The following is a 19,350-nucleotide window of genomic DNA, read 5'->3' on the forward strand; positions in this document are numbered from 1 at the left end:
TAACTTTGAAGTCCCGGCGATAATGCCGGGATTCTTCTGTATAACGGCTAAATGCGAGCAGCATACTTGCTTGCTTGCTTTCTTGGCGCAGGGCATGCCCTGCGCCAGTTCGCATCCTCTTACATTTTCTCAAGTATCGTCTTGGCCTTAGGTTCCTGGCCCGTCGCCTTATAGGCTTCTGCCAGGTGCCGTGCGATCTCCTGCGTGTCCGGAGATAGATTATAGGCTTTCTCAAGGACTGGTACGCTTTCTTGATGATTGCCTTTATTAAACAGGATCCAGCCATAAGTATCGGCTATAGCGGGGTTCTCAGGATCCAGTTCATAGGCTTTCGCAGCCAGTTCTTCAGCCCGGGTTTCGCCGGTTTCGTGATAGATCCAGGCAAGGTTATTCAGGGCAATGGTGTTCTCGGGGGATGCCTCCAGAACCCGCTCGTAAGCGTCAGCGGCCTGTTTTTGCTCGCCGATCTTTTGATAGGCCATTGCCAGATTCAGCGCAATCGCTCCGCTGGCCGGATAATTTTCAAGAGCCTGGTTGAGCACATCGATGGCTCTCTGCTGCTGTCCATGCTTCTGTAGCGCATCGGCATAGCGCAGGTAAATTTCCGGGTTGGATTCCTTGTTCAGGGCAAGTTCGTAAAGCTCGGCGGCTTTGTCGAACCGTTCGGCGCGTGTTTCGTATTGCGCTTCCACCAGATAGGGGCGAGGGGATTCAGGATGCTGTAGGCGAGTATCCTTCAGCAATTTTTGAGCTTGCTCTACCTGCTGAGTCTGGAAGTAAAGCTCAGCCGTTTGTACGGCGACAGTCTCATTGTCGGGGAACAAAACCTGCGCCCGCTGCATGATGTCTAGAGCCTCTTCGGGCTTGTCTTGACGGGCTACGCTTCTGGCCGTGCTGCTATAAATGCCGGCAACAACCTGAGTATTGGGGGAGAGCTCATTTTCACTGACAGGTTCAAGCAGGCCGGCGACCAGATTGTCAGCCTTGGTCGAGTCGCCATTCTGCAGGGCAAGGTCCAGTAAGACCAAGCGCGGTCCAACCGCGTCCGGGTTTTGTTTGCGCAAGTCCTCCAGGAACGACGTTAACTCGTCCTCACTGGAAACTCGGGCCAGACCCTGCAATGCCCGTCTATTATCCGGCGCTTTGGTGACGGCTGCCCTGAATTGCTTACGCGCTTCGTCTGCATTGTCCTGACGCATAGCCTGCATGCCCAGGGCAAAGTTCGCACGCGGGTCCGAATCGGAGAGTTCCAGCGCCTGCTGGTAGTATTTGCGGCCCTGTTCGGACTCTCCAGTGGCAATGGAAAGATCGCCGTGGGTAATCAGAGCGGCAATACTCTCAGGGTGCTCTTTGACCCAGGCGCTCGCAGATTCCAGGGCTGCGTCCTGGTTGCCTGCCTTCATATGAGCGCTAATCATCACCATCCGTGCGGATTCGTTCGCGGGCTCCTTGTCCATGACGGTACTGGCCTGATCAATGGCCGTATCGGTATTACCGGTCTGAATCAGGTAATTGGCGTATCGCAGGCGCAGGGGGCTGTTGTCCGGATTCAGTTCAAGTGACTTTTCGATATATTCCTTGCCGGCCTCGACATCGCCTGTGGCCAGCGTAGCGATGCCGATCAAGGCTAAGACACCTGGGTCCGATTGGCTGTCGTCCAGATTCTCAAGGAGCTCGCGGGCCTCTTCGGGGCGCTGAAGCCGCAGCTGAGTCGCGGCAAGTAGCTTGCTGGCGGACGTTGAATCTTCAACGTTAGCAACCGGCTGCAGAAGCTTTTCAGCTTCTTCCACGCGTCCTTGCTGGAAGCGAATCATGCCCAGCATGGCGGAGCTTTGCACGTGGTTCGGTGCCTGCTTGAGGACTTCGGTAAGATAGCGCGCGGCCTCCTGCAAATCGCCTTTCTGATAAGCCTCCTGGGCTGATGCGAAGTTGCTCTTGATCGTGCCGGGCGCGGATTTGGCGAGGATTTCCTCGTATACGAAGGCTTCCGCCTCCTTGTTCTGCTCACGCAGCACCTTGATTAGGGAGGAAATGGTGGTGTACTTACGGTAGGTCATGATGTCGTACCGACCGATATCCTCCAGTGCCCGGGTATAGGCTTCTTCGGCTTGGTCCCATTGTTGCTCAAGCTGGGCCAGCTGCGCTTTCCAGAGCCAGAGTTCGGGGTCGGTCTTGTCGACGCCTTCCGCTTTGGCAATCAGGGACTGGGCTTCCTCGAGGTTCTCGTTGGCGTAAGCAATACGCGATAGACCAATAAGGGCCATCACAGAATTCGAATCCAGCTCAATGGCCTCGTTATAGGCGGTTTTGGCCTGCTCAAGCTGACGCGCCGCCAAATGGATATCGCCGCGCATGACGGAGGCTTTGAGTTGCTGGCTACGGTCCGGCGACTGCAGGTTGTCGAGGGTTGCCAGCGCCTCACCGGTTTGGTTGCGCATCAAGTGTGTGCGGGCCAGAACCAGTTGAACGCGGTTTTCGACGCTATCCGGCGTTTCCTCGTCCTCGAGACGGCTGTCGATTTCCTGAACCTGTCTGGCCGCATTGACGGCGTCTCCAGCGGTGACCAGATTATCGACGATAATGAAGTAGGGATCTGCCTTGGATGGATTAAGATCGATGGCGCTGCGGGCTTCCAGCGTGCTGGCTTTGAGCTCGCCCTGACGCTGGAAGAAGCGGGCCTGGTCGATATGGCTGAGGTACTGAACCTCCTGCTGACTCATTTCCTGTTCACTTTCACCGCAACCTGTGAGGGTCAAACCCATTGCTGCGGAAAGCAGAGCAATGCGAAACAACTTATTGAGCATCATGGAATAATAATCCTTGGTAATTCCCGGTCCTACTTATCCTTCTCTTGTCTCAGGCGTCAGAGACGACGGGGGATGTTTCTATCTTGTATTTATCCGTCAGGTTGTAGAGCGTGGGCCGGGTAATCCCGAGTAGCCGGGCGGCCTGCGCCATGTTGTAGTTGCTGGTCTGCAGAGCATGATTGATCGCCGTCCGCTCTGCATCCTCGCGCACCTGTCGCAAGTTCAGGACGTTGCCATCGAGTACGGCTTGGTCGCTACGTAGCTGTAGATCCTCCGCGGTCACTCGCTTGCCTTCCGCCATGATTGTGGCGCGCTTGATCTTATTGATCATTTCTCGCACGTTGCCTGGCCAGCTATAGCTTTGAATGGCCTGGGCCGCGTCTTCCGAAAACGATAACTGCGGACGGTCGAGTTGCTTACTCAGCGATTTGAGCAGGGATTGGGCGATAACCATGGCATCGCCATCGCGCTCGCGCACCGCTGGCACGTCCAGCGTAATTTCGCTGATCCGGTAGTAGAGATCTTCACGGAATTCACCGCTGGTTATCAGCTCTTCTACGTTACGGTGGGTCGCGCAGACGACGCGCACGTCGACGTGTACGGGGTTGACGCTTCCGATGCGATCGACCACTCGTTCCTGTAGAAAACGCAGTAGTTTGGCTTGCAGCGCCATCGGCATGTCGCCGATTTCGTCCAGGAACAAGGTGCCGCCGTTAGCCATTTCAATCTTGCCCTTCTTGCTCTGGGTAGCACCGGTAAAGGCGCCTTTCTCATAGCCGAAGAGTTCGCTTTCCAACAGATTTTCCGGGATGGCTGCACAGTTGATTGCGGCAAACGTTTGGTCAGCCCGTTGACTTAGGTCGTGAATGGCGCGGGCCAAAAGCTCTTTGCCGGTCCCGGTTTCGCCGAGGACCAAGGTCGTGACGTCGGCAGGCGCGACTTTCTCGACCATACGACACAGCGAGAGCATTTGTGGGCTCGCGGCCACGATACCTTTTATCGATGTTCCGTTACGGCTTTGAGACAGCTCGCGATTATCCCGCTCAAGTTCTGCGAGTCGGAACGCCCGGTTAACCACGAAGGTTAGAATGTCGGCATCCAGAGGCTTCTGGTAGAAGTCGCTGGCGCCCATGCCGATAGCCTTGACGGCGTTCTCACGGTCTTCGCGACCGGTGACGACGACGACTTTCGTGCTGGGAGAGAGGCGAACGATATCCTCTAGCAGGGCAAAGCCTTCGGTGGCACCGCCGGGGTCGGGCGGCAAGCCTAGATCGAGCGTGACAACCTGAGGTTCGAAGCGGCGAAGAGAGGTGAGCGCGTTCTCGCGATCGCTGGCGACGACCACTTCAACGGCGTCACTGAAGCACCAGCGCATCTGGCTCTGGAGGCCGGGATCATCCTCGACGATTAATAGACGCTTATCCACAGCAGCGCTAAATCCTTTTCTTAATTAGAGACATCAAGTGCACAGTGGCAAACATCGCGTTCACTGACAGGCGCACTCGTAACGACCGGAAATGCAGCGCCTTGAGGTGCAGCAACATTGGTCCAGCTCGTTGCGAAAAACATTACCACAGATTCTGCCCCTTATTCGGCACTTTGCAAAGGATGGGGCGTCATTGAATGTGAAAATGTCGTAAATTTGACATTCATTTTTCAATGTCCAAACGATGTTTCTTTCTTTCGCGTATCTATCCTTTGCGTACCTATCTTTCTTTTGTGTACCTATCTTTCGCCTATCTATATACCTATAGCTTCACCTATAGTTTTTATTTTCGTTCAGCCGCTTTCCGCGAGTTTCTCCGGCGGTTCCTGACGGCTGTCATGGCGCTGCTGTGTGCGGCCAAGCGGGAGCCGCACCGAGAAGCAGGAGCCGAGCCCCGGTTCGCTGGTGACGTCGATATTGCCACCAAGTTGACGCACGTATTCACGCGCCTGGTACGCGCCAATCCCCATCCCGGCGAGACCCTTTGTGCTTTCGAACGGCTTGAAGAGCTTCATTTTAATGAATTCTTCGGTCATGCCCGAACCCGTATCCTGAATGAAGAGCACCACATGATCCGGGCTTTTCTTGAGCGTCAATGTGACTTCGCCGCTGGGGGGAGTGGCATCCTGGGCATTTTGGATTAAGTGGCCCAATACACTGCGCAGTTGTTCGGGATCGCCTTTGACCCAGAGCGACTCACCCAGGCCTTTGTAGATCGGATTGGGCTGGCTGCGTGTATGGTGATCCACCAGCTCGCCAATCATGGCTTCCAGCTCGATGGCCTGCACGGGCAGCTCTTCGGTGGCTGGTCTGCGAATGTGATCCACCAGGTTCGTGAGCTTGGTCACGGCGTGGTCTGTGGTGCGTATCATGTCGTCGATGAAGTCGGGATTGTTGCGGTGGCGTTCGGCGTTCCTAACCAGCAGCGAGAGCTGGGCAATCATTGTTTTGAGGTCGTGTACCAGAAAGGCCGACGCCTTGGATACCGCTTCAAACTGCATGGCGCGGGAGAGCCGGTTCTGGGCGTCGGCCTGGGCCAAAACGTTACAGGTCTGGCGCGCCACCACTCGAATCAGGTCGAAATTTTCCCAGTTCAGTTCCACCTTGGCATAGGGAGAGCCGATCAGGCAGATACCGTAAAGATCTTTGCCGAGGTAGAGCGGAATGATCAGCCAGCCGTCGGAGAATTTCAGGATTGGGTCCGGGATTTCCAGCAACTCGTAGCGCACCGGATCCTGGTGGTACTCGTTCAGGTCGATAATCCATTCCCGCTTGCCGAAGAAGCTGACCATATCCGCCGAACCATCGATCATCGTGTACTTCGGCGGTGGCAGATTGACCGCCGTTTGCAGGATGTAGTTATTGTCCTCGTCTTTGACCCAGAGCGCGCCGGCGTTGCTCTCAACAAGGTCGGCCATGACACGGACCACACGCTCTGGCAGAGGTGGGTCTTCGGACAGGTTGGCGAAGATTTGCGTCATCTTCAGCCACTCTTCCCGATAGTCGTATTTGTAGTCGAAAAAGTTTTGACTGATGAAGATCATCAGTCTTGCACGAAAGCGTCTGGAACTGAGTAGTGCAGCGAAAAGCGCGAGAAAGGCGGTCAGGAACAGCACTTGCAGCGCTTCACCCCAAGCGCCACCCAACGCCCGCACATAGTAGCCGCCCAGCGCGACGAAAATGAGATAGCCGCCGGCAAAGATCAGGGCGCCCACATGGAAGACCGCGTTGCGCGAGAGCTGGAAATCCACTGGCTGTTTGCGGGTGTTGATGACGTTCACGGCAAACAATGGCGCGAAGAAGGCGTTGGCGGCGCCCCGGGCGGACCAGAAGGAGTCCGAAATCTGGCCAAACAGCAGGGCGTCGGCATACATGAAAAAATCGTATGCGAAAATACCGCCGATCCCGATGCACAAATATTTCATGCTTGATCGACCGAAGGAAATCGAGTTGCGCCAGATCTGCTCGATAAGACAGATACCCAGTAGCGATACGGCAATCTGGCCGATGATCTTGGTCTTACCGTCGAGGATGCTCCAGCCCTGAGCGTATTCCAGAGTGGCGCTCAGTAAGAGCACGATAATCAGTAGGCCGATGGCCGATCCCAGAACCCGTCTGAGGCGGGTTGCCAGGGCGCCGGCGCGACTGCTATCCCGGATCAGGGCAAAAAGAACCGCAACCCACGCGGCATCGCGGATGAGTTCCAGCAGATAGCGAATGAAAAAAGGAGGCTGGTTCCAAATCAATTGGGCTACGAGAGAGCAGGCCCATACCGCAGACACGGTCGCTGCCATCAATAGCGCACGATCGGTATTGCGCCGCAAATACTTTGAACTGACCAGAATAGCCAGCGCTGAAAAGGCCAGCGCCGCGGCGGAATGGCTGATCAGACTGAAATCTATGACCATGGATTAGGTGTCCTGTGAGTCGGGCGCTCAGAGGGTTCGGCTAACGAAATTCAGCCTTGAGTTATTACAACCCCCTACAACATGTGGGGCGCCCAATCCGGCATCAGTATAGAGGGTTTGCTGGGTCGGAGGCCACCGCCATAATCTTCAGTGTTGCAGCCACTTGGTCGCGGGTGCTTTTAATGGGGACATAGAGAGCAAGCGCTCTAGACCGGCTGTTTGTTTTCGCGGTAGTAGCGAAAAACTTCTTTAAGCGGACGTTTCGGCTTGAACTCGAAGGTGTCCTGAAAGGCGCGCCCGTCGATGACGACAGGGTACTTGAAAAAGTGCATCAGGTACGGCGGGAAGCTTTTCAGGTTGAGTAACCGGGCGATGGCCCGCGGCAGCATCGGGGGAATCGACGGAATGGGAATCCGCGAACAGCCACAAAGCAGCAAAGCATGCTGGTAGGCGACCCAGTCTTCAGGGGCGACATTGAAGACGCCGCGCTGGTTTTTCTTGTAGGCCAGAACGATGGCGTCTGCCATATCGTCGATATGGATAAACTGCATGATGGGCGAGAACCCGGCCAACACCGGTGCCCGGCGGCTGGCAAGTAGGGTGCTGATGGAGTTGCGTACGCCCGGACCGACGATATTACAGGGGCGCAGCAAGGTAATATTCAGATCGGGATAGCGCCAGAGGTAGATGTTGGCCAGGTTCTCCAGCTCTACCGAATCGATCAGGTCCATGCTCAGGCCCGCACCCTTTAACGGTGCTTCCTCATCGATGAGTGCCGGGTTATAAGCATTAGCGCCGTAGACATGGTAGGTCGAGAGGATCACAACGCGCTTAATACCGTATTTGTGGCTCAGGTCCAGCATCTTCTGAGTGCCGAGCACATTGGCGTTATAGCGGCGCATTCGGTTTTCCTGGCTGGACATGATCCGGCCCAGGTGAATGACGCCATCAAAGTCATAACGACGAAAAAGATCCTCGAAGACGCGCTTGTTGAAGTCGATGCAGTAACTGGGAATGTCGTCGCCCAGATAGACTTGCTCGCGGAAATCGGCGGCGACCAGAAAATAGTCGTTGCGCAATCGGTTGATCACTTGCTGGGCCAGGGCCCCCGCTGCACCTGTAATAAGGATGTGGGGTTTACGCTCGTTAGCCATTAGAACAACCGCTTCCTTTCGCTGAGTCCCTGGTCGATCAGCTTGCTGATTTCCGCTTTCACAAGATCGACACGCAGGGTCACTTTATCTTCGGGAATATTCGCATTATCGAAGATCATGGGGTCTCCGAATTTCAGGTGCACTTTTGCCGGGAGTACGAAGGGAAGGGCAACGGGCACGTAGGGCAAGCCGAGCGCCTGGGCGAGCGGGCGGATGTTCGCGATGGCCGGAATGGTTTCTTCGCAGCCGACGACGCCCACCGGTACGATGGTGGCGCCGTGTTCCATGGCCAAATGCATGAAACCGTTGCCGAAACGTTTGAGCTGGTAGCGGTCGCGATAGAGTTTTCCGGAACCTCGAATGCCTTCCGGAAAAACAATGACGGCTTCGTCGTTAGCCAGCATCTTGGCGCAATTGACTGGATCTCCCAGCACGGCTCCGACCTGGTTCAGGATATTGCCCACGTAAGGCACTGTCGGGAAGAAGCGCTCGATCATGGCCCTGGGCATACGCGGCTTGTCCTCTCGTGAAGCGAGCGCGAAGCCTATTAACAATCCATCCAACGGCAATTGGCCGCTATGATTAGCGACCAGCAGTACCGGGCCTTCCGCGGGAACCTTCTCGACACCATCGGCCTCGACCCGAAAATATTTTTGATAAATATAGCGGGCGGCGGAAAAGCCGATCTTGATTGAATCGGCGTTGTAGCCCCAGGGATCGTAACCGAGCGAACCGATCGACTTTCTTATGCGGTTAACCTGATCCTGCTGGGCCTGGGGGACCAGTTTGTCCTTGAGATACGATCGTAAGGTCATGTGCTGCTTCCGTACCTAATTCATCCTTTTGATAATAGCAGGCTAGTCGTATGCGACTGTCCTTCCATTAAACGGATGCAGTGCGGCGTTGCATTGGCGGTTTCGACGCACAGCATTGACTTCCAGGCCGTGTCGGGGAAGTCCGACAGCCGCGCCGCCTTCTCCGGGCCGGGGTTCCAGACCACTGTCGAGTCGCTGCCCTGGGTTTCCAGCCGGGTTGTTCCCTGTGGCGAATCAATATGAATAGGGCCGCCTGCGTGGTAGATCCGATCCGTTTCGCCATCGAACCGGATCGCCCCCGACTGGTCGAATGTCTGCCATTGGCGCAGCGTATCCGTATAGCGCGTAGCGTCAAAACCGCGCACGGTAGTTTCAGCGACGTCCTTGGTTGGAAAATAAGTATGGAGCGCTTCGGTGAACGCCACAGGCTGTTGGCTAAGGCTTCGTGTGGTTAGGCTAATGCGGCAGCTATCGGCGGTAAAGCGAAAAGTGATGTCCGCCCGCACGGGCCAGTCACCGAAGGCGTGATCGAGCGTGTTTGGCTCCAGGGACAAGGTGACCTCAACGTGCTGGGAAGATGACTCGGTCCTTTCCAGGGTCCATGGCAAGGTGCGGGCGAAGCCGTGAGCCGTTTGCCGCGCGATTCGCTCCGCGACTGCCGGTGGGTTTCTGGCCGGGTCGCCAAACCAGGGCCAGCAAACGGGGATTCCGCCTCGGATGGCCACGCCGGCTTCATACCGGGCTGTAGGGCTTAACCACAGCCAGTTATCGCTCTCTGCCGGGGCAAAGTGGGTCAAATGCGCGCCCTGCAGATAGATGCGAGCAAAGAATTGGGGGTGTTGGATTTCTACGGCCTCCTGGCCGTTGGCGACGGTCAGTGAGGTGAAAAGCGCGCAGGACGTGTGCGAAGTCATCCAGATCGGTCCTCGGTTCGCATATCTTGGGGAACCGCAAATTTCTTGAGGTTTCCTAACAGCTTATTTTGGTTTGTGTCTTCTTCGAATTTGTGATCATAGTGTGGCTGTCAGGTTCCTGGCCAGTCCGGCGTTATGTTTTTTCAGGGATCTGTGTCGTGTCTGGTGGCGTGCGCGAGCTTGCCAGAATCGGGGTTACCCATTCCGCGGACCCCCTCAACCATGTCGGTAAAAGGAGAAGCCTGCATGAGTGTTCTTTTTCTTCTGATCAGTGCACTGATACTGCTTTATTTTGGAGTCGGGGGTTCGATTGCCGCCGGAATCATGGCCGCAGCAACGGTTTTCGGGATGTACCAGGACGGCTGGCATTTCGCCAGCATTTTACTCGGCGGGCTTTTGCTGCTGTTTGCCGTCACGCTTGTAACGCCTAGCAAGCTCCGCAAGGAGGCGCTCAGTCGCCCGCTGTTGAATTGGGTAAGGGGTTTGCTGCCCAAGTTGTCCAGTACGGAAGAAGAGGCGCTCAAGTCGGGCAGCGTCGATTGGGACGGCGAACTCTTTTCCGGCCGGCCCGACTGGTCCAAATTGCTGGAAGCGGAACCTGCGCGCCTGACTGCCGAGGAGACCGCCTATCTCGAGGGTCCGGTCGAAAAGCTTTGCTCGATGCTCGATGACTGGCGTATCACTCACGAGCTTTACGATCTGCCGGAGGAGGCCTGGGCGTACGTCAAGCAGGAAGGCTTCTTCGGTTTGGTGATCCCGAAGGAATACGGAGGTAAGGGCTTCAGCGCCACAGCGCACTCAGAAATCGTAATGAAAGTGTCCACGCGCAGCGTATCGGCCGCGGTTACGGTCATGGTGCCCAATTCTCTGGGCCCGGGCGAGCTGCTGGCGCATTACGGGACCGACGAGCAGAAAGATTATTATCTGCCACGCCTGGCCAAGGGCGAAGAGGTGCCGTGTTTTGCGCTGACATCGCCTGTCGCAGGCTCCGATGCCGGTGCGATACCGGATAAGGGCATCGTCTGCCGCGGCCAGTGGAACGGTGAGGAGGTGTTGGGCCTTAGAGTCACCTGGAACAAACGCTATATCACCCTGGCGCCGGTAGCCACGATCATCGGCCTGGCCATTAAGGCCTATGACCCGGAAGGACTGTTGGGCGGCGAGGAAAGTCTGGGCGTCACCTGCGTCCTTGTGCCTCACGACCTGGAAGGCGTCAATCACGGGGCTCGCCACTTGCCCATGAATACTGTGTTCATGAATGGGCCCACCTGGGGGCAGGACGTCTTTATTCCCATGAGCCAAGTCATTGGCGGTCAGGAGATGATCGGCAAGGGTTGGACCATGTTGCTGGAATGCCTGTCCATCGGCCGCTCGATCTCGTTGCCGGCGCTGGGTACCGGTGCCGGGAAGCTCGCCTGTCTGACCACCGGGGCCTATGCCAGTGTGCGTGAGCAGTTCGGGCGCTCGATCGGCAATTTCGAAGGCGTCCAGGAAGCGCTTGAACCGATTGCCGGCTACACCTACATGATGGATGCCGCACGGATGCTGACGGCTGGCATGCTCGATCGCGGGGTGCGCCCGTCCGTGCCGTCCGCTGTCCTGAAATATCGCAATACCGATTTGATGCGTGAGGTGATTAACCACGCTATGGACGTCGTTGCCGGCCGCGGTGTGATCACCGGTCCGCGGAACTTCCTGGCTCGGGCCTACGAGGCTGTTCCTATCGGCATCACGGTTGAAGGTGCCAACATCCTCACGCGCAGCCTGATGGTCTTCGGGCAAGGCGCGATTCGGTGTCACCCGTTTATCGTCGACGAAATCGAAGCTGCGGGCATGGAGGATCAGAATAGGGGCGTGAAGGCATTCGACAACGTCTTCTTCAAGCATATGGCGCACACCACGCGCAACGGCATGCGTTCGCTGGTCCTTGGCATCAGTAATGGCTGGCTCGAGCCGGTACCGGGCCGCGGCAACATTCAGCGTTATTACCGCCAATTGTCCCGGTTTGCCTCGGCTTATGCCGTGGTGACGGACATCTGCCTGCTGACCGTCGGTGGTGGGCTTAAGGCCAAGCAACGCCTTTCCGGCCGAATGGCCGATTGCCTGGTCGCGCTTTACTACAGCTCAGCGATTATCAAGCAGTGGCACGAAGACGGTTATCCGGAGGAGCACCGTCATGTGGTGGAATGGGGGCTGCGCCGGTGCACGTACGACTTCCAGCAAAGCATGAAGCAGGCGATTGAGAATTTCCCGGTCGCCCCCTTGCGAGCGTTGCTTAAAGTGCTGGTGTTCCCGATCGGAGCGCACTTGTCTGCGCCCAACGATCGCCTGGGTGGCCAAGTGGCGAAATCCATCGTCCAGGACACGCCGTTGCGCGAGCGCATCGTTCGGGGTGTCTATGTCACAGAGAACCCGGACGATCCGGTCGGACGAGTGCTAAATGCGTACCGCCTGGCAAACGAAACTCGCGAGATGCGGGACCGCCTGCACGAGGCTATCCGCAAGACCGATCCGACGGAGTTGGAAGGGACCGATATGCTTATGGCTCACCAGCGCGAGGAATTGGTGGATTGGGCGGTTTCCAAAGACGTTATCCGGGACGACGAGCGGGACACCCTGATTAAGGCGATGGAGGCCCTTTACGAAGTGATCCGGGTGGATGCCTTCGATAAAGCCGCCATCCAGTCGTTGTCCGAGTGTGCGGACGGTAAGTTGCGAGAAGTCGAACGGCCTTAATGGCGTTCGCGCGCATACTGCCGGCAATTAGTGGTACCGCCTCCGGAGGTAGGGATCATTCCTTACCTCTGGTCTGGTTAAAAAAGCAGCGGGCAGGGTGGTTTCGTCGTAAACTCGCGCCATTCATGAACGAGGAACCTCCGTGCCCGCCATCCCTATCGAAACCCCTATCGTCCTCCCCTTCGACGACAGCGCTGCCCGCTCGTTGCCAGTCATCGATCAGGCAACCGTGCTGGATCAGTGGCTCGACACGGTCAGTGATGAGTTGGCGGAATTTGGCTGGACCCAGCATTCGATCGAGCCGCTTGTCTCTCCCGGCTTGCTGGAAAATCTTCATCAGGAAGTGACAACCCTTCATCGCACCGAGGCTATGAAAAGCGCGGGTGTCGGCCGGGGGGCGGATCATGTTCAGGATCGCTCCGTGCGCCGTGATCATATTGCCTGGCTGCATGGCGAAACTCTGGCACAGCAGAGCCTGTTCGTCCTGTTCGAGCGGATCCAGGTTGGCCTGAATCAGCGACTCTTCCTGGGTCTGAAACGCTTTGAGGCGCATTACGCCACGTATGAGCCCGGTGACTTTTACCGTTGCCACTTGGATAGTTTTCGTGGGCGCTCATCCCGTATCGTCAGTCTGGTGCTGTACCTAAACGAGGGGTGGCGTTTGACTGACGGCGGTTTGCTGCAGGTATTTAACCGCGACAACCCAAACGAGGTGTGCGGCAGCGTACTGCCGGAAGCAGGCCGCGTCGTGCTGTTTGTCAGCGAAGAAGTGCCGCATGAAGTATTGCCCGCTCAACGTACCCGCCACAGTATTGCGTGCTGGTTCCGGCGTGATCCGATTCAAGGTATCGCGGTCTGATCCAAGGTATTGCGATCTAATTGCGTGTGCGGTCCAAAAAACCATTGATGCGCCCGGGGCAGCCTGCTACGATGCGCGCCGCATCCGGGGCAATCCCGGAACGATATGGTGGCTCCGCCGGTGCCTCCGCAATGATAAACCGTGAACCCGGTCAGGCCCGGAAGGGAGCAGCCGCAGCGGTGGATTCGTGTGCCGGAGTGTCGCTGGTGGAGTCACCCCCAGTTTCCCGCCGCTTTTAAGTCCTGGCACGCCGATATCGCGCTCTCGAAATCGTTTCAATAAGCTCGATTATTCAACCTGTTGGCGCATTCTTTAGCTGACGGCACAGCCTTGCTCGACCCTCGCGTTTCCTTCTTATCGCCGCCTGTCCGTGCTATCGTAAACGCCAGTTTAAACGGCACGTGACGTATTCGATGAGCTATCAGGTTCTGGCCCGTAAATGGCGGCCAAAAACATTTCAGGACATGGTCGGTCAGGAGCATGTGCTCAAGGCGCTGGTTCACGCATTGGATCATCAGCGTTTGCACCATGCCTACCTGTTTACCGGCACGCGTGGGGTCGGGAAAACGACCATCGGTCGTTTGTTGGCCCGCTGCCTCAATTGCGAGACCGGGATCACGTCGAATCCTTGTGGCGAATGCGGCACCTGTCAGGAAGTGCTGGGCGGGCGCTTTGTCGATCTGATCGAGATCGATGCCGCTTCACGCACCAAGGTCGAAGACATGCGCGAGCTATTGGACAATGTCCAGTACGCGCCGACCCGCGGCCGCTTCAAGATCTACCTGATCGACGAAGTGCACATGCTTTCCAATTCCAGTTTCAATGCTTTGTTGAAAACTCTGGAAGAGCCGCCCGATCACGTAAAATTCCTGTTTGCAACGACGGACCCGCAGAAGCTGCCGGTCACCATTCTGTCGCGGTGTCTGCAGTTCAACCTCAAGCGCATGACGCCGGAGCACATCGTCGGGCACCTGAACCATGTGCTGACCGAAGAGAATATTCCCTTCGAAGATCCTGCGCTCTGGCTGCTGGCCCGGGCCGCCGACGGCAGTATGCGTGACGCTTTGAGTCTCACCGATCAGGCCATTGCGTTCGGCAACCAGAAGCTGGCGGCAAGCGATGTCAGCGCCATGCTCGGCACCATCGACCAGCGGGATATCCAGCGTATTGTTGAATCCCTGGTCAAGGGCGATGGGCCCGGCATGCTCTCCGAAGTACACAGGATCGCCGAATTTGCTCCGGACTACGGCGTCATTCTCAGCGATCTGCTATCTCTGTTTCATCGTGTCACGCTGGAGCAAGTGGTTCCCGGTAGTGCCGACAACGCCATGGGCGATGCGGATCAGGTCAAGGCTGTCGCCCGCCAGCTGAGTGCCGAGGATGCGCAACTGTTCTACCAGGCAGCGTTGATCGGCCGTAAGGACCTCGCCATCACCCCGGATGCGCGTATGGGCTTCGAAATGGCACTGCTACGCATGCTGACATTTCGTCCGGGGACCGACCGCCGGGATCCGCCTGCGGCGAGATCGAACAACACCCAGGGGCAGGGCGGCAGCGATACGCGTAAAGACGAACCCGAACCTGCGCCCGCCGCGCAGGGAATGGGGGGCGCACCTCAGCCAGTAGAGTCTGCTGAGGCGGCAGGCGCACAGGCGCAGGCGTTCCCGGAAGTGCAGTCCGCTGTGCAACCTCCGCCGGTCGAACAGGCTGCAGGGAATCAAACCGAGCCGGTGCCGGGTGCAGCAAAGCCGGCGTCTGCGGCGGAGGCGCCCACCGAGCCCGCGGCGGCGCCACAGCCCGAGTTTCAGCGTGAACAGCCGCCTATCGAGGAGCAATCCGAGAGCGCGTCGCAAATCGAAGATATTCCGTTAAGCGCCTACGACGATCCGTCACTGTCGGCATCGGAGGACGACGACTACGCGCCGGAATCAGCCCATCAGGCTGCCGATCCCGTAACAACCCCAGCGCCGGTTGCCGAAAACGAAACCCTGGAACCTGAACCTGCTCAGCAAGCGGAGCCCGTAAATGCGCAGGCAACCGCTGAGCGTCCCGTGCCGCCCCAGGCTGCGCCGGAGCCTGAACCGGCCGCAGAGCAGGACGTTGCTGTCAGTCCCGATGCCTTTGTATGGCAGCGAGACTTCCGGGTGCTGGGGCTGTCAGGCATGGCGGGCAATTTGGCCAGTCAGGCAGAATTTCGCAAAGAAGGCAGCAAGATCATCCTGACCCTGGATTCAGGACACGCCCGCTTGCTGACAGAGCGTCATAAAGGACGGATCGCCGAAGCCTGTTCAACGTTCTTTGGCGAGAAGCTTGAGCTGAGTGTCGAGGAGGGGCAGGCTGGCCAAGCCACGCCCGCCGCTTTCGCCGAGCGAGCACGGATCGCGCGTCAGCAGGCCGCTGAATCGGCTATCGCGGACGATCCCATCGTGCGGAACATCGTGAACCGTTTCGAGGGCACGATTGTCGAAGGCAGTATCGAACCGGTTTAGGCGTCTGTGTCAGACCCTTCCGCAACGGTATGCCGTAAGGGTTGAAATCGGTGTGAGAATGCCGCACTAACGCAGTTAGAGTAACGAATCGTGAGGTAAGAGCCATGATGAAAGGTATGGGCGACATGATGAAGCAAGCCCAGAAAATGCAGGAAGAATTCAAGCGCATGCAGGAAGAGGCTGAAAAGGCCGAGGTTACCGGCGAAGCCGGCGCCGGCCTGGTCAAGGTCACCATGACCGGGCGTCACGACGTGCGCAATGTGGATATCGATTCTTCGCTGCTCAGTGAAGACAAGGAAATCCTGGAGGATCTGCTGGCAGCCGCGGTAAACGATGCTGTACGGCGTGTCGAAGAAAGCCAGAAAGAGCGTATGTCCGGTATGGCGTCTGAGATGGGTATGCCGCCGGGTTTCAAGATGCCGTTCTGAGGCTGACTGTCCTCCAGCCAGCTTGCAGAACTTAGCCCTATTGCCCTGTATTCAGAGGATGTCTGATGGCGTTTAGTCCCCTGGTCGACGAGCTGGTCGAATCATTGCGTTGTTTGCCTGGAGTCGGACAAAAGACGGCCCAGCGCATGGCCTTTCACCTTCTTGAGCGCGGCCGGAGTGGCGGCGAGCGTTTGGCGGATGCGCTGCAGAACGCCATGTCGGGCGTTCGGCGCTGTAATTCCTGCCAGAATTTCGCCGATACAGAGCTATGCAACCTGTGCGCCGACGAGAGCCGGCGAACCGGTACGCTGTGTGTCGTCGAGAGTCCGTCGGATCTGCTGGCCATTGAGCAGGCGGGTTACTACGATGGCAGCTACTTTGTACTGATGGGGCACCTGTCGCCAATCGACGGTATTGGCCCCCGGGAAATCGGCATTGAGCAACTTCTCAAGCGTGTACGCGAGGAAGGTGTGACTGAGCTGATTCTGGCGACCAACCCCACCGTCGAGGGTGAAGCCACCGCGCATTACATTGCCGACCGGCTCGACGGCCAGAATGTCTTGATCACTCGCCTCGCGCACGGCATCCCGGTCGGCGGTGAGCTGGGCTATGTGGACGGTTTTACGCTCAGCCACGCCTTTCGCGGCCGCAAACCTCTCGCTGACTGACGTACGCCGCGATTGCCGCTGCGTCTCCGAAATTGACTGGACGAACGATGAGCAACGATAAGGCAGTGCGTTGGCTGGAAACAGCGTCCGAACTGGATGACTGGCTAGCGTCTCACAACGATACGCCGCTTGCCCTTGATACCGAATTTGAGCGCGTCAATACGTTTTTCCCCATTCCCGGCCTGGTGCAGCTCGGATTAGGTGACGACCTGCGTCTCGTGGAACCTGCCGTTGCCGAAACCTCCGAAGGATTTCGAAACTGCCTGAGCGATACCCAGCGTCCCAAGCTTCTCTATGCCATGAGCGAGGATCTCGAGCTGTTTCGTCAATGGCTGAAGCTCGAGCCGCGTTATGTCCTGGACCTGCAGCTCGCCGCTGCCTTGGCAGGGCTGGGGTTTTCGGTCGGTTATGCCCGAATGGTGGAAAACCTGTTCGAGGTGGAAGTCGACAAGTCCGCCACACGCTCCGATTGGCTTGCACGCCCGCTGACCGACACTCAGTGTCGCTATGCTCTCGAGGACATTCGCTATCTGATGCCGATGCATTCGCGCTTGCGGGTATTGTTGGAGTCCCGCGAGCTTTATCAGGCCTGGATCGAAGAATGTGATCGCTTCGCCTCGGAACTGGCCAGCCAGTCCGAGCCTGAAAATTATTACCTACGTATTCGTGGAGGCTGGCAGTTGAGCCCCCGCCAGCAAGTTGTCCTCAAGTGTCTGGCGGACTGGCGAGAAACCGAATGCCGCCGGCGCGATCGGCCGCGTGGCCGTATATTGGCGGATCCGGTATTGATAGGCATTGCTGAGCGTATGCCGGAGTCCAAGGGAGCGCTTGCCGCGGTCTCCGATGTGCCACCGGTGGTGGTGCGCCGTTACGCCGAGCACATTCTCGACTGTGTCGAGCGAGGCGCGTCTGCACCGCCCAACCCTGATAAAATCGAGTCTCCGCTGACCCGGGAAGAACAAGGGCTCTTTAAGCAAGTCAAAGGGTTGTTCCGGAATGTGGCGGATGCGCGGGAGGTGCCGGTGGAACTGCTGGCACCACGCCGGCGGATCGAATCCTTTATTCGCTGCAGACACGCAGATGAAGGCGCGGTGCGCTTTTTCCGGGAGGGGTGGCGCGGCGAGCTGCTTGCGCCGGTCCTGGACGATGTAACACGCGTGTTGAGTAAGTAAAGAAGCCGTATTGGCAATCCGTGTATTGTTTAGCCCGGGTACTGAATAGTTCGGGTACTGAATAGTTAAAGAGAACTGAGTGAATGACAGAACGACAGTTTGTTTCCGTATTCCGCAGTAGCAAGAGAGCGGACACCTATCTTTTCGTCAGGCGGGGTCAGAAATGGGATGACCTCCCCGAGCCGCTGCGCACCATTTTCGGGGCGCCCCAGCACGCGATGGACCTTCTGCTAACCGAGGAGCGAAAACTGTCCCGGACCACCGGCAAACAGGTGCTGCAGGCCATTGAGGAGAAGGACTTCTTCCTGCAAATGCCCGAAGAGCACGAGAGTTACATCGTCGAATTCAAACAAAAGCTGAAATCGAATCCGGAATGATTGCAGACATTCCCTTCTGGCAGCGCAAGCGCTTCCGCGACATGTCGCCTCGGGAGTGGGAGTCGCTGTGCGACGGCTGCGGCAAGTGCTGTCTGACCAAGCTGGAAGATGAAGATACCGGGGAGGTCTACTACACCGACCTGGCTTGTGAATACATGGATGGAGACACCTGCCGCTGCACGGTCTACAGTACCCGCCGTCGAAAAGTGCCTGATTGTATCGTGCTTTCGCCCGTCGTTTTTGGACCTGATAGTATGCAGGATTTCCACTGGCTGCCGCGGACCTGTGCCTACCGGCTGCTGGCGGAAGATAAACCGCTACCGGACTGGCATCCATTGGTTTCGGGCGATCCGGACAGCGTGCACGACGCCCAGGTTTCGGTAAGACAGAGAACGGTTTCCAACGCCGACGTTGATGAGGCCGATTGGGAAGAACACATCATTCATTGGGTACTTTAAGTGATTGAACAACCACTTGGCATGAATGCCGACGCGCAAATGGCCTACGCCATTTTCTGGACGATCTACGCCGTCGCGTTCGTCCTGTTTTTCTATTTGTTTTCCCAGTTGTTGCGCATTATTCCCATCTATGGCGTACGAACGTTGATCCAGGCCGCGTTGGTGGTTTTGCTCCTCACGCCGGTCGAATCGGCCGAAGCGGTTAACTGGTGGATCCCGGCTTGGCTCCACGGCGGTTACGAAGGCATTCTTGGCCGTGCCGAAGAATCTGTCCGCGCATTTTCCAACGTGGCTTTGGCCGGGGGATGTATGCTCATCGTGTGGATATTGGATCTGGTCAGAGTCCGCATCTGGCGTCGCCGATAGCACGTAATCAGCACCAACGGTCGCCAAATCGACCTTTCTGCATAATGCTGGATAAGGTGCGCTGCCAGGCCTTTGTTCAGTAAGCGTTCATTACAACGACAGACAACAATACGATGACGACAGTTTTCCGGCCACAATTCCGACATCTTTTCCTGATCCTCTTTCTGCTCGGAACAGCTAGGTTCGCTGTGGCCGCTAACGAGGCTGCAATTC

At 57.3% G+C, this 19,350-nt stretch carries 15 protein-coding genes and 1 other RNA gene; 10 read left to right on the top strand and 6 right to left on the bottom strand.

Annotation, left to right across the window (positions count from 1 at the left end):
* Positions 1-119: 119 nt before the first annotated feature.
* From FXO11_RS08575 to FXO11_RS08600, 6 genes are all read right to left on the bottom strand, one after another.
* Positions 120-2,807: a tetratricopeptide repeat protein gene (locus tag FXO11_RS08575; RefSeq protein WP_148862592.1), complete on the bottom strand. Its 2,688-nt coding sequence runs from the start codon at positions 2,805-2,807 to the stop codon at positions 120-122.
* Positions 2,808-2,856: 49 nt separating this feature from the next.
* Complete coding sequence (gene prsR / locus FXO11_RS08580) at positions 2,857-4,182, bottom strand: PEP-CTERM-box response regulator transcription factor (protein WP_264766220.1); 1,326 nt, start codon at positions 4,180-4,182, stop codon at positions 2,857-2,859.
* 404 nt (positions 4,183-4,586) lie between these two features.
* A complete protein-coding gene (gene prsK / locus FXO11_RS08585) occupies positions 4,587-6,701 on the bottom strand; it encodes an XrtA/PEP-CTERM system histidine kinase PrsK (RefSeq protein WP_148862594.1) in 2,115 nt (704 codons plus the stop codon).
* 206 nt (positions 6,702-6,907) lie between these two features.
* Positions 6,908-7,855 carry an SDR family oxidoreductase gene (locus FXO11_RS08590; protein ID WP_148862595.1) on the bottom strand — a complete coding sequence of 316 codons (948 nt, stop codon included), beginning with the start codon at positions 7,853-7,855 and terminating at the stop codon, positions 6,908-6,910.
* Positions 7,855-8,670, bottom strand: a complete 816-nt coding sequence (locus FXO11_RS08595) for a lysophospholipid acyltransferase family protein (RefSeq protein ID WP_148862596.1) — start codon at positions 8,668-8,670, stop codon at positions 7,855-7,857. The genes FXO11_RS08590 and FXO11_RS08595 overlap by 1 nt, the downstream gene beginning before the upstream one ends.
* Before the next feature lie 20 nt (positions 8,671-8,690).
* On the bottom strand, positions 8,691-9,584 hold the full coding sequence (locus FXO11_RS08600) for a D-hexose-6-phosphate mutarotase (protein WP_148862597.1): 894 nt from the start codon (positions 9,582-9,584) through the stop codon (positions 8,691-8,693).
* A 246-nt stretch (positions 9,585-9,830) separates the two neighbouring features.
* Between FXO11_RS08600 and FXO11_RS08605 the strand changes: the two genes are divergently transcribed.
* The 10 genes from FXO11_RS08605 to FXO11_RS08650 all read left to right on the top strand — a co-directional run bounded on the left by FXO11_RS08605 (position 9,831) and on the right by FXO11_RS08650 (position 19,137).
* Positions 9,831-12,320, top strand: coding sequence for an acyl-CoA dehydrogenase (locus FXO11_RS08605; RefSeq protein ID WP_148862598.1), 2,490 nt, complete (start codon positions 9,831-9,833; stop codon positions 12,318-12,320).
* Between the two features lie 142 nt (positions 12,321-12,462).
* Positions 12,463-13,179 carry a 2OG-Fe(II) oxygenase gene (locus FXO11_RS08610; protein ID WP_227546084.1) on the top strand — a complete coding sequence of 239 codons (717 nt, stop codon included), beginning with the start codon at positions 12,463-12,465 and terminating at the stop codon, positions 13,177-13,179.
* Positions 13,180-13,294: 115 nt separating this feature from the next.
* Positions 13,295-13,391: signal recognition particle sRNA small type (ffs, locus tag FXO11_RS08615), an RNA gene on the top strand.
* A gap of 201 nt (positions 13,392-13,592) precedes the next feature.
* The gene (gene dnaX / locus FXO11_RS08620) at positions 13,593-15,668 is read left to right on the top strand and encodes a DNA polymerase III subunit gamma/tau (RefSeq protein ID WP_148862600.1); all 2,076 of its coding nucleotides are present in this window, start codon (positions 13,593-13,595) and stop codon (positions 15,666-15,668) included.
* Positions 15,669-15,772: 104 nt separating this feature from the next.
* On the top strand, positions 15,773-16,096 hold the full coding sequence (locus FXO11_RS08625) for a YbaB/EbfC family nucleoid-associated protein (RefSeq protein WP_148862601.1): 324 nt from the start codon (positions 15,773-15,775) through the stop codon (positions 16,094-16,096).
* Between the two features lie 65 nt (positions 16,097-16,161).
* Complete coding sequence (gene recR, locus FXO11_RS08630) at positions 16,162-16,764, top strand: recombination mediator RecR (protein WP_148862602.1); 603 nt, start codon at positions 16,162-16,164, stop codon at positions 16,762-16,764.
* 47 nt (positions 16,765-16,811) lie between these two features.
* A complete protein-coding gene (locus tag FXO11_RS08635) occupies positions 16,812-17,936 on the top strand; it encodes a ribonuclease D (RefSeq protein ID WP_148862603.1) in 1,125 nt (374 codons plus the stop codon).
* An 83-nt stretch (positions 17,937-18,019) separates the two neighbouring features.
* On the top strand, positions 18,020-18,313 hold the full coding sequence (locus tag FXO11_RS08640; protein WP_148862604.1) for a YcgL domain-containing protein: 294 nt from the start codon (positions 18,020-18,022) through the stop codon (positions 18,311-18,313).
* Positions 18,310-18,771, top strand: coding sequence for a YcgN family cysteine cluster protein (locus FXO11_RS08645; RefSeq protein WP_148862605.1), 462 nt, complete (start codon positions 18,310-18,312; stop codon positions 18,769-18,771). Before FXO11_RS08640 ends, FXO11_RS08645 begins: the two co-directional genes overlap by 4 nt.
* Positions 18,772-18,792: 21 nt before the next feature.
* On the top strand, positions 18,793-19,137 hold the full coding sequence (locus FXO11_RS08650; protein ID WP_148864849.1) for a hypothetical protein: 345 nt from the start codon (positions 18,793-18,795) through the stop codon (positions 19,135-19,137).
* The last annotated feature ends 213 nt before the right edge of the window (positions 19,138-19,350 follow it).

The sequence above is a fragment of the Marinobacter fonticola genome, from assembly GCF_008122265.1.
GTDB classification, from domain to species: Bacteria; Pseudomonadota; Gammaproteobacteria; order Pseudomonadales; family Oleiphilaceae; genus Marinobacter_A; species Marinobacter_A fonticola.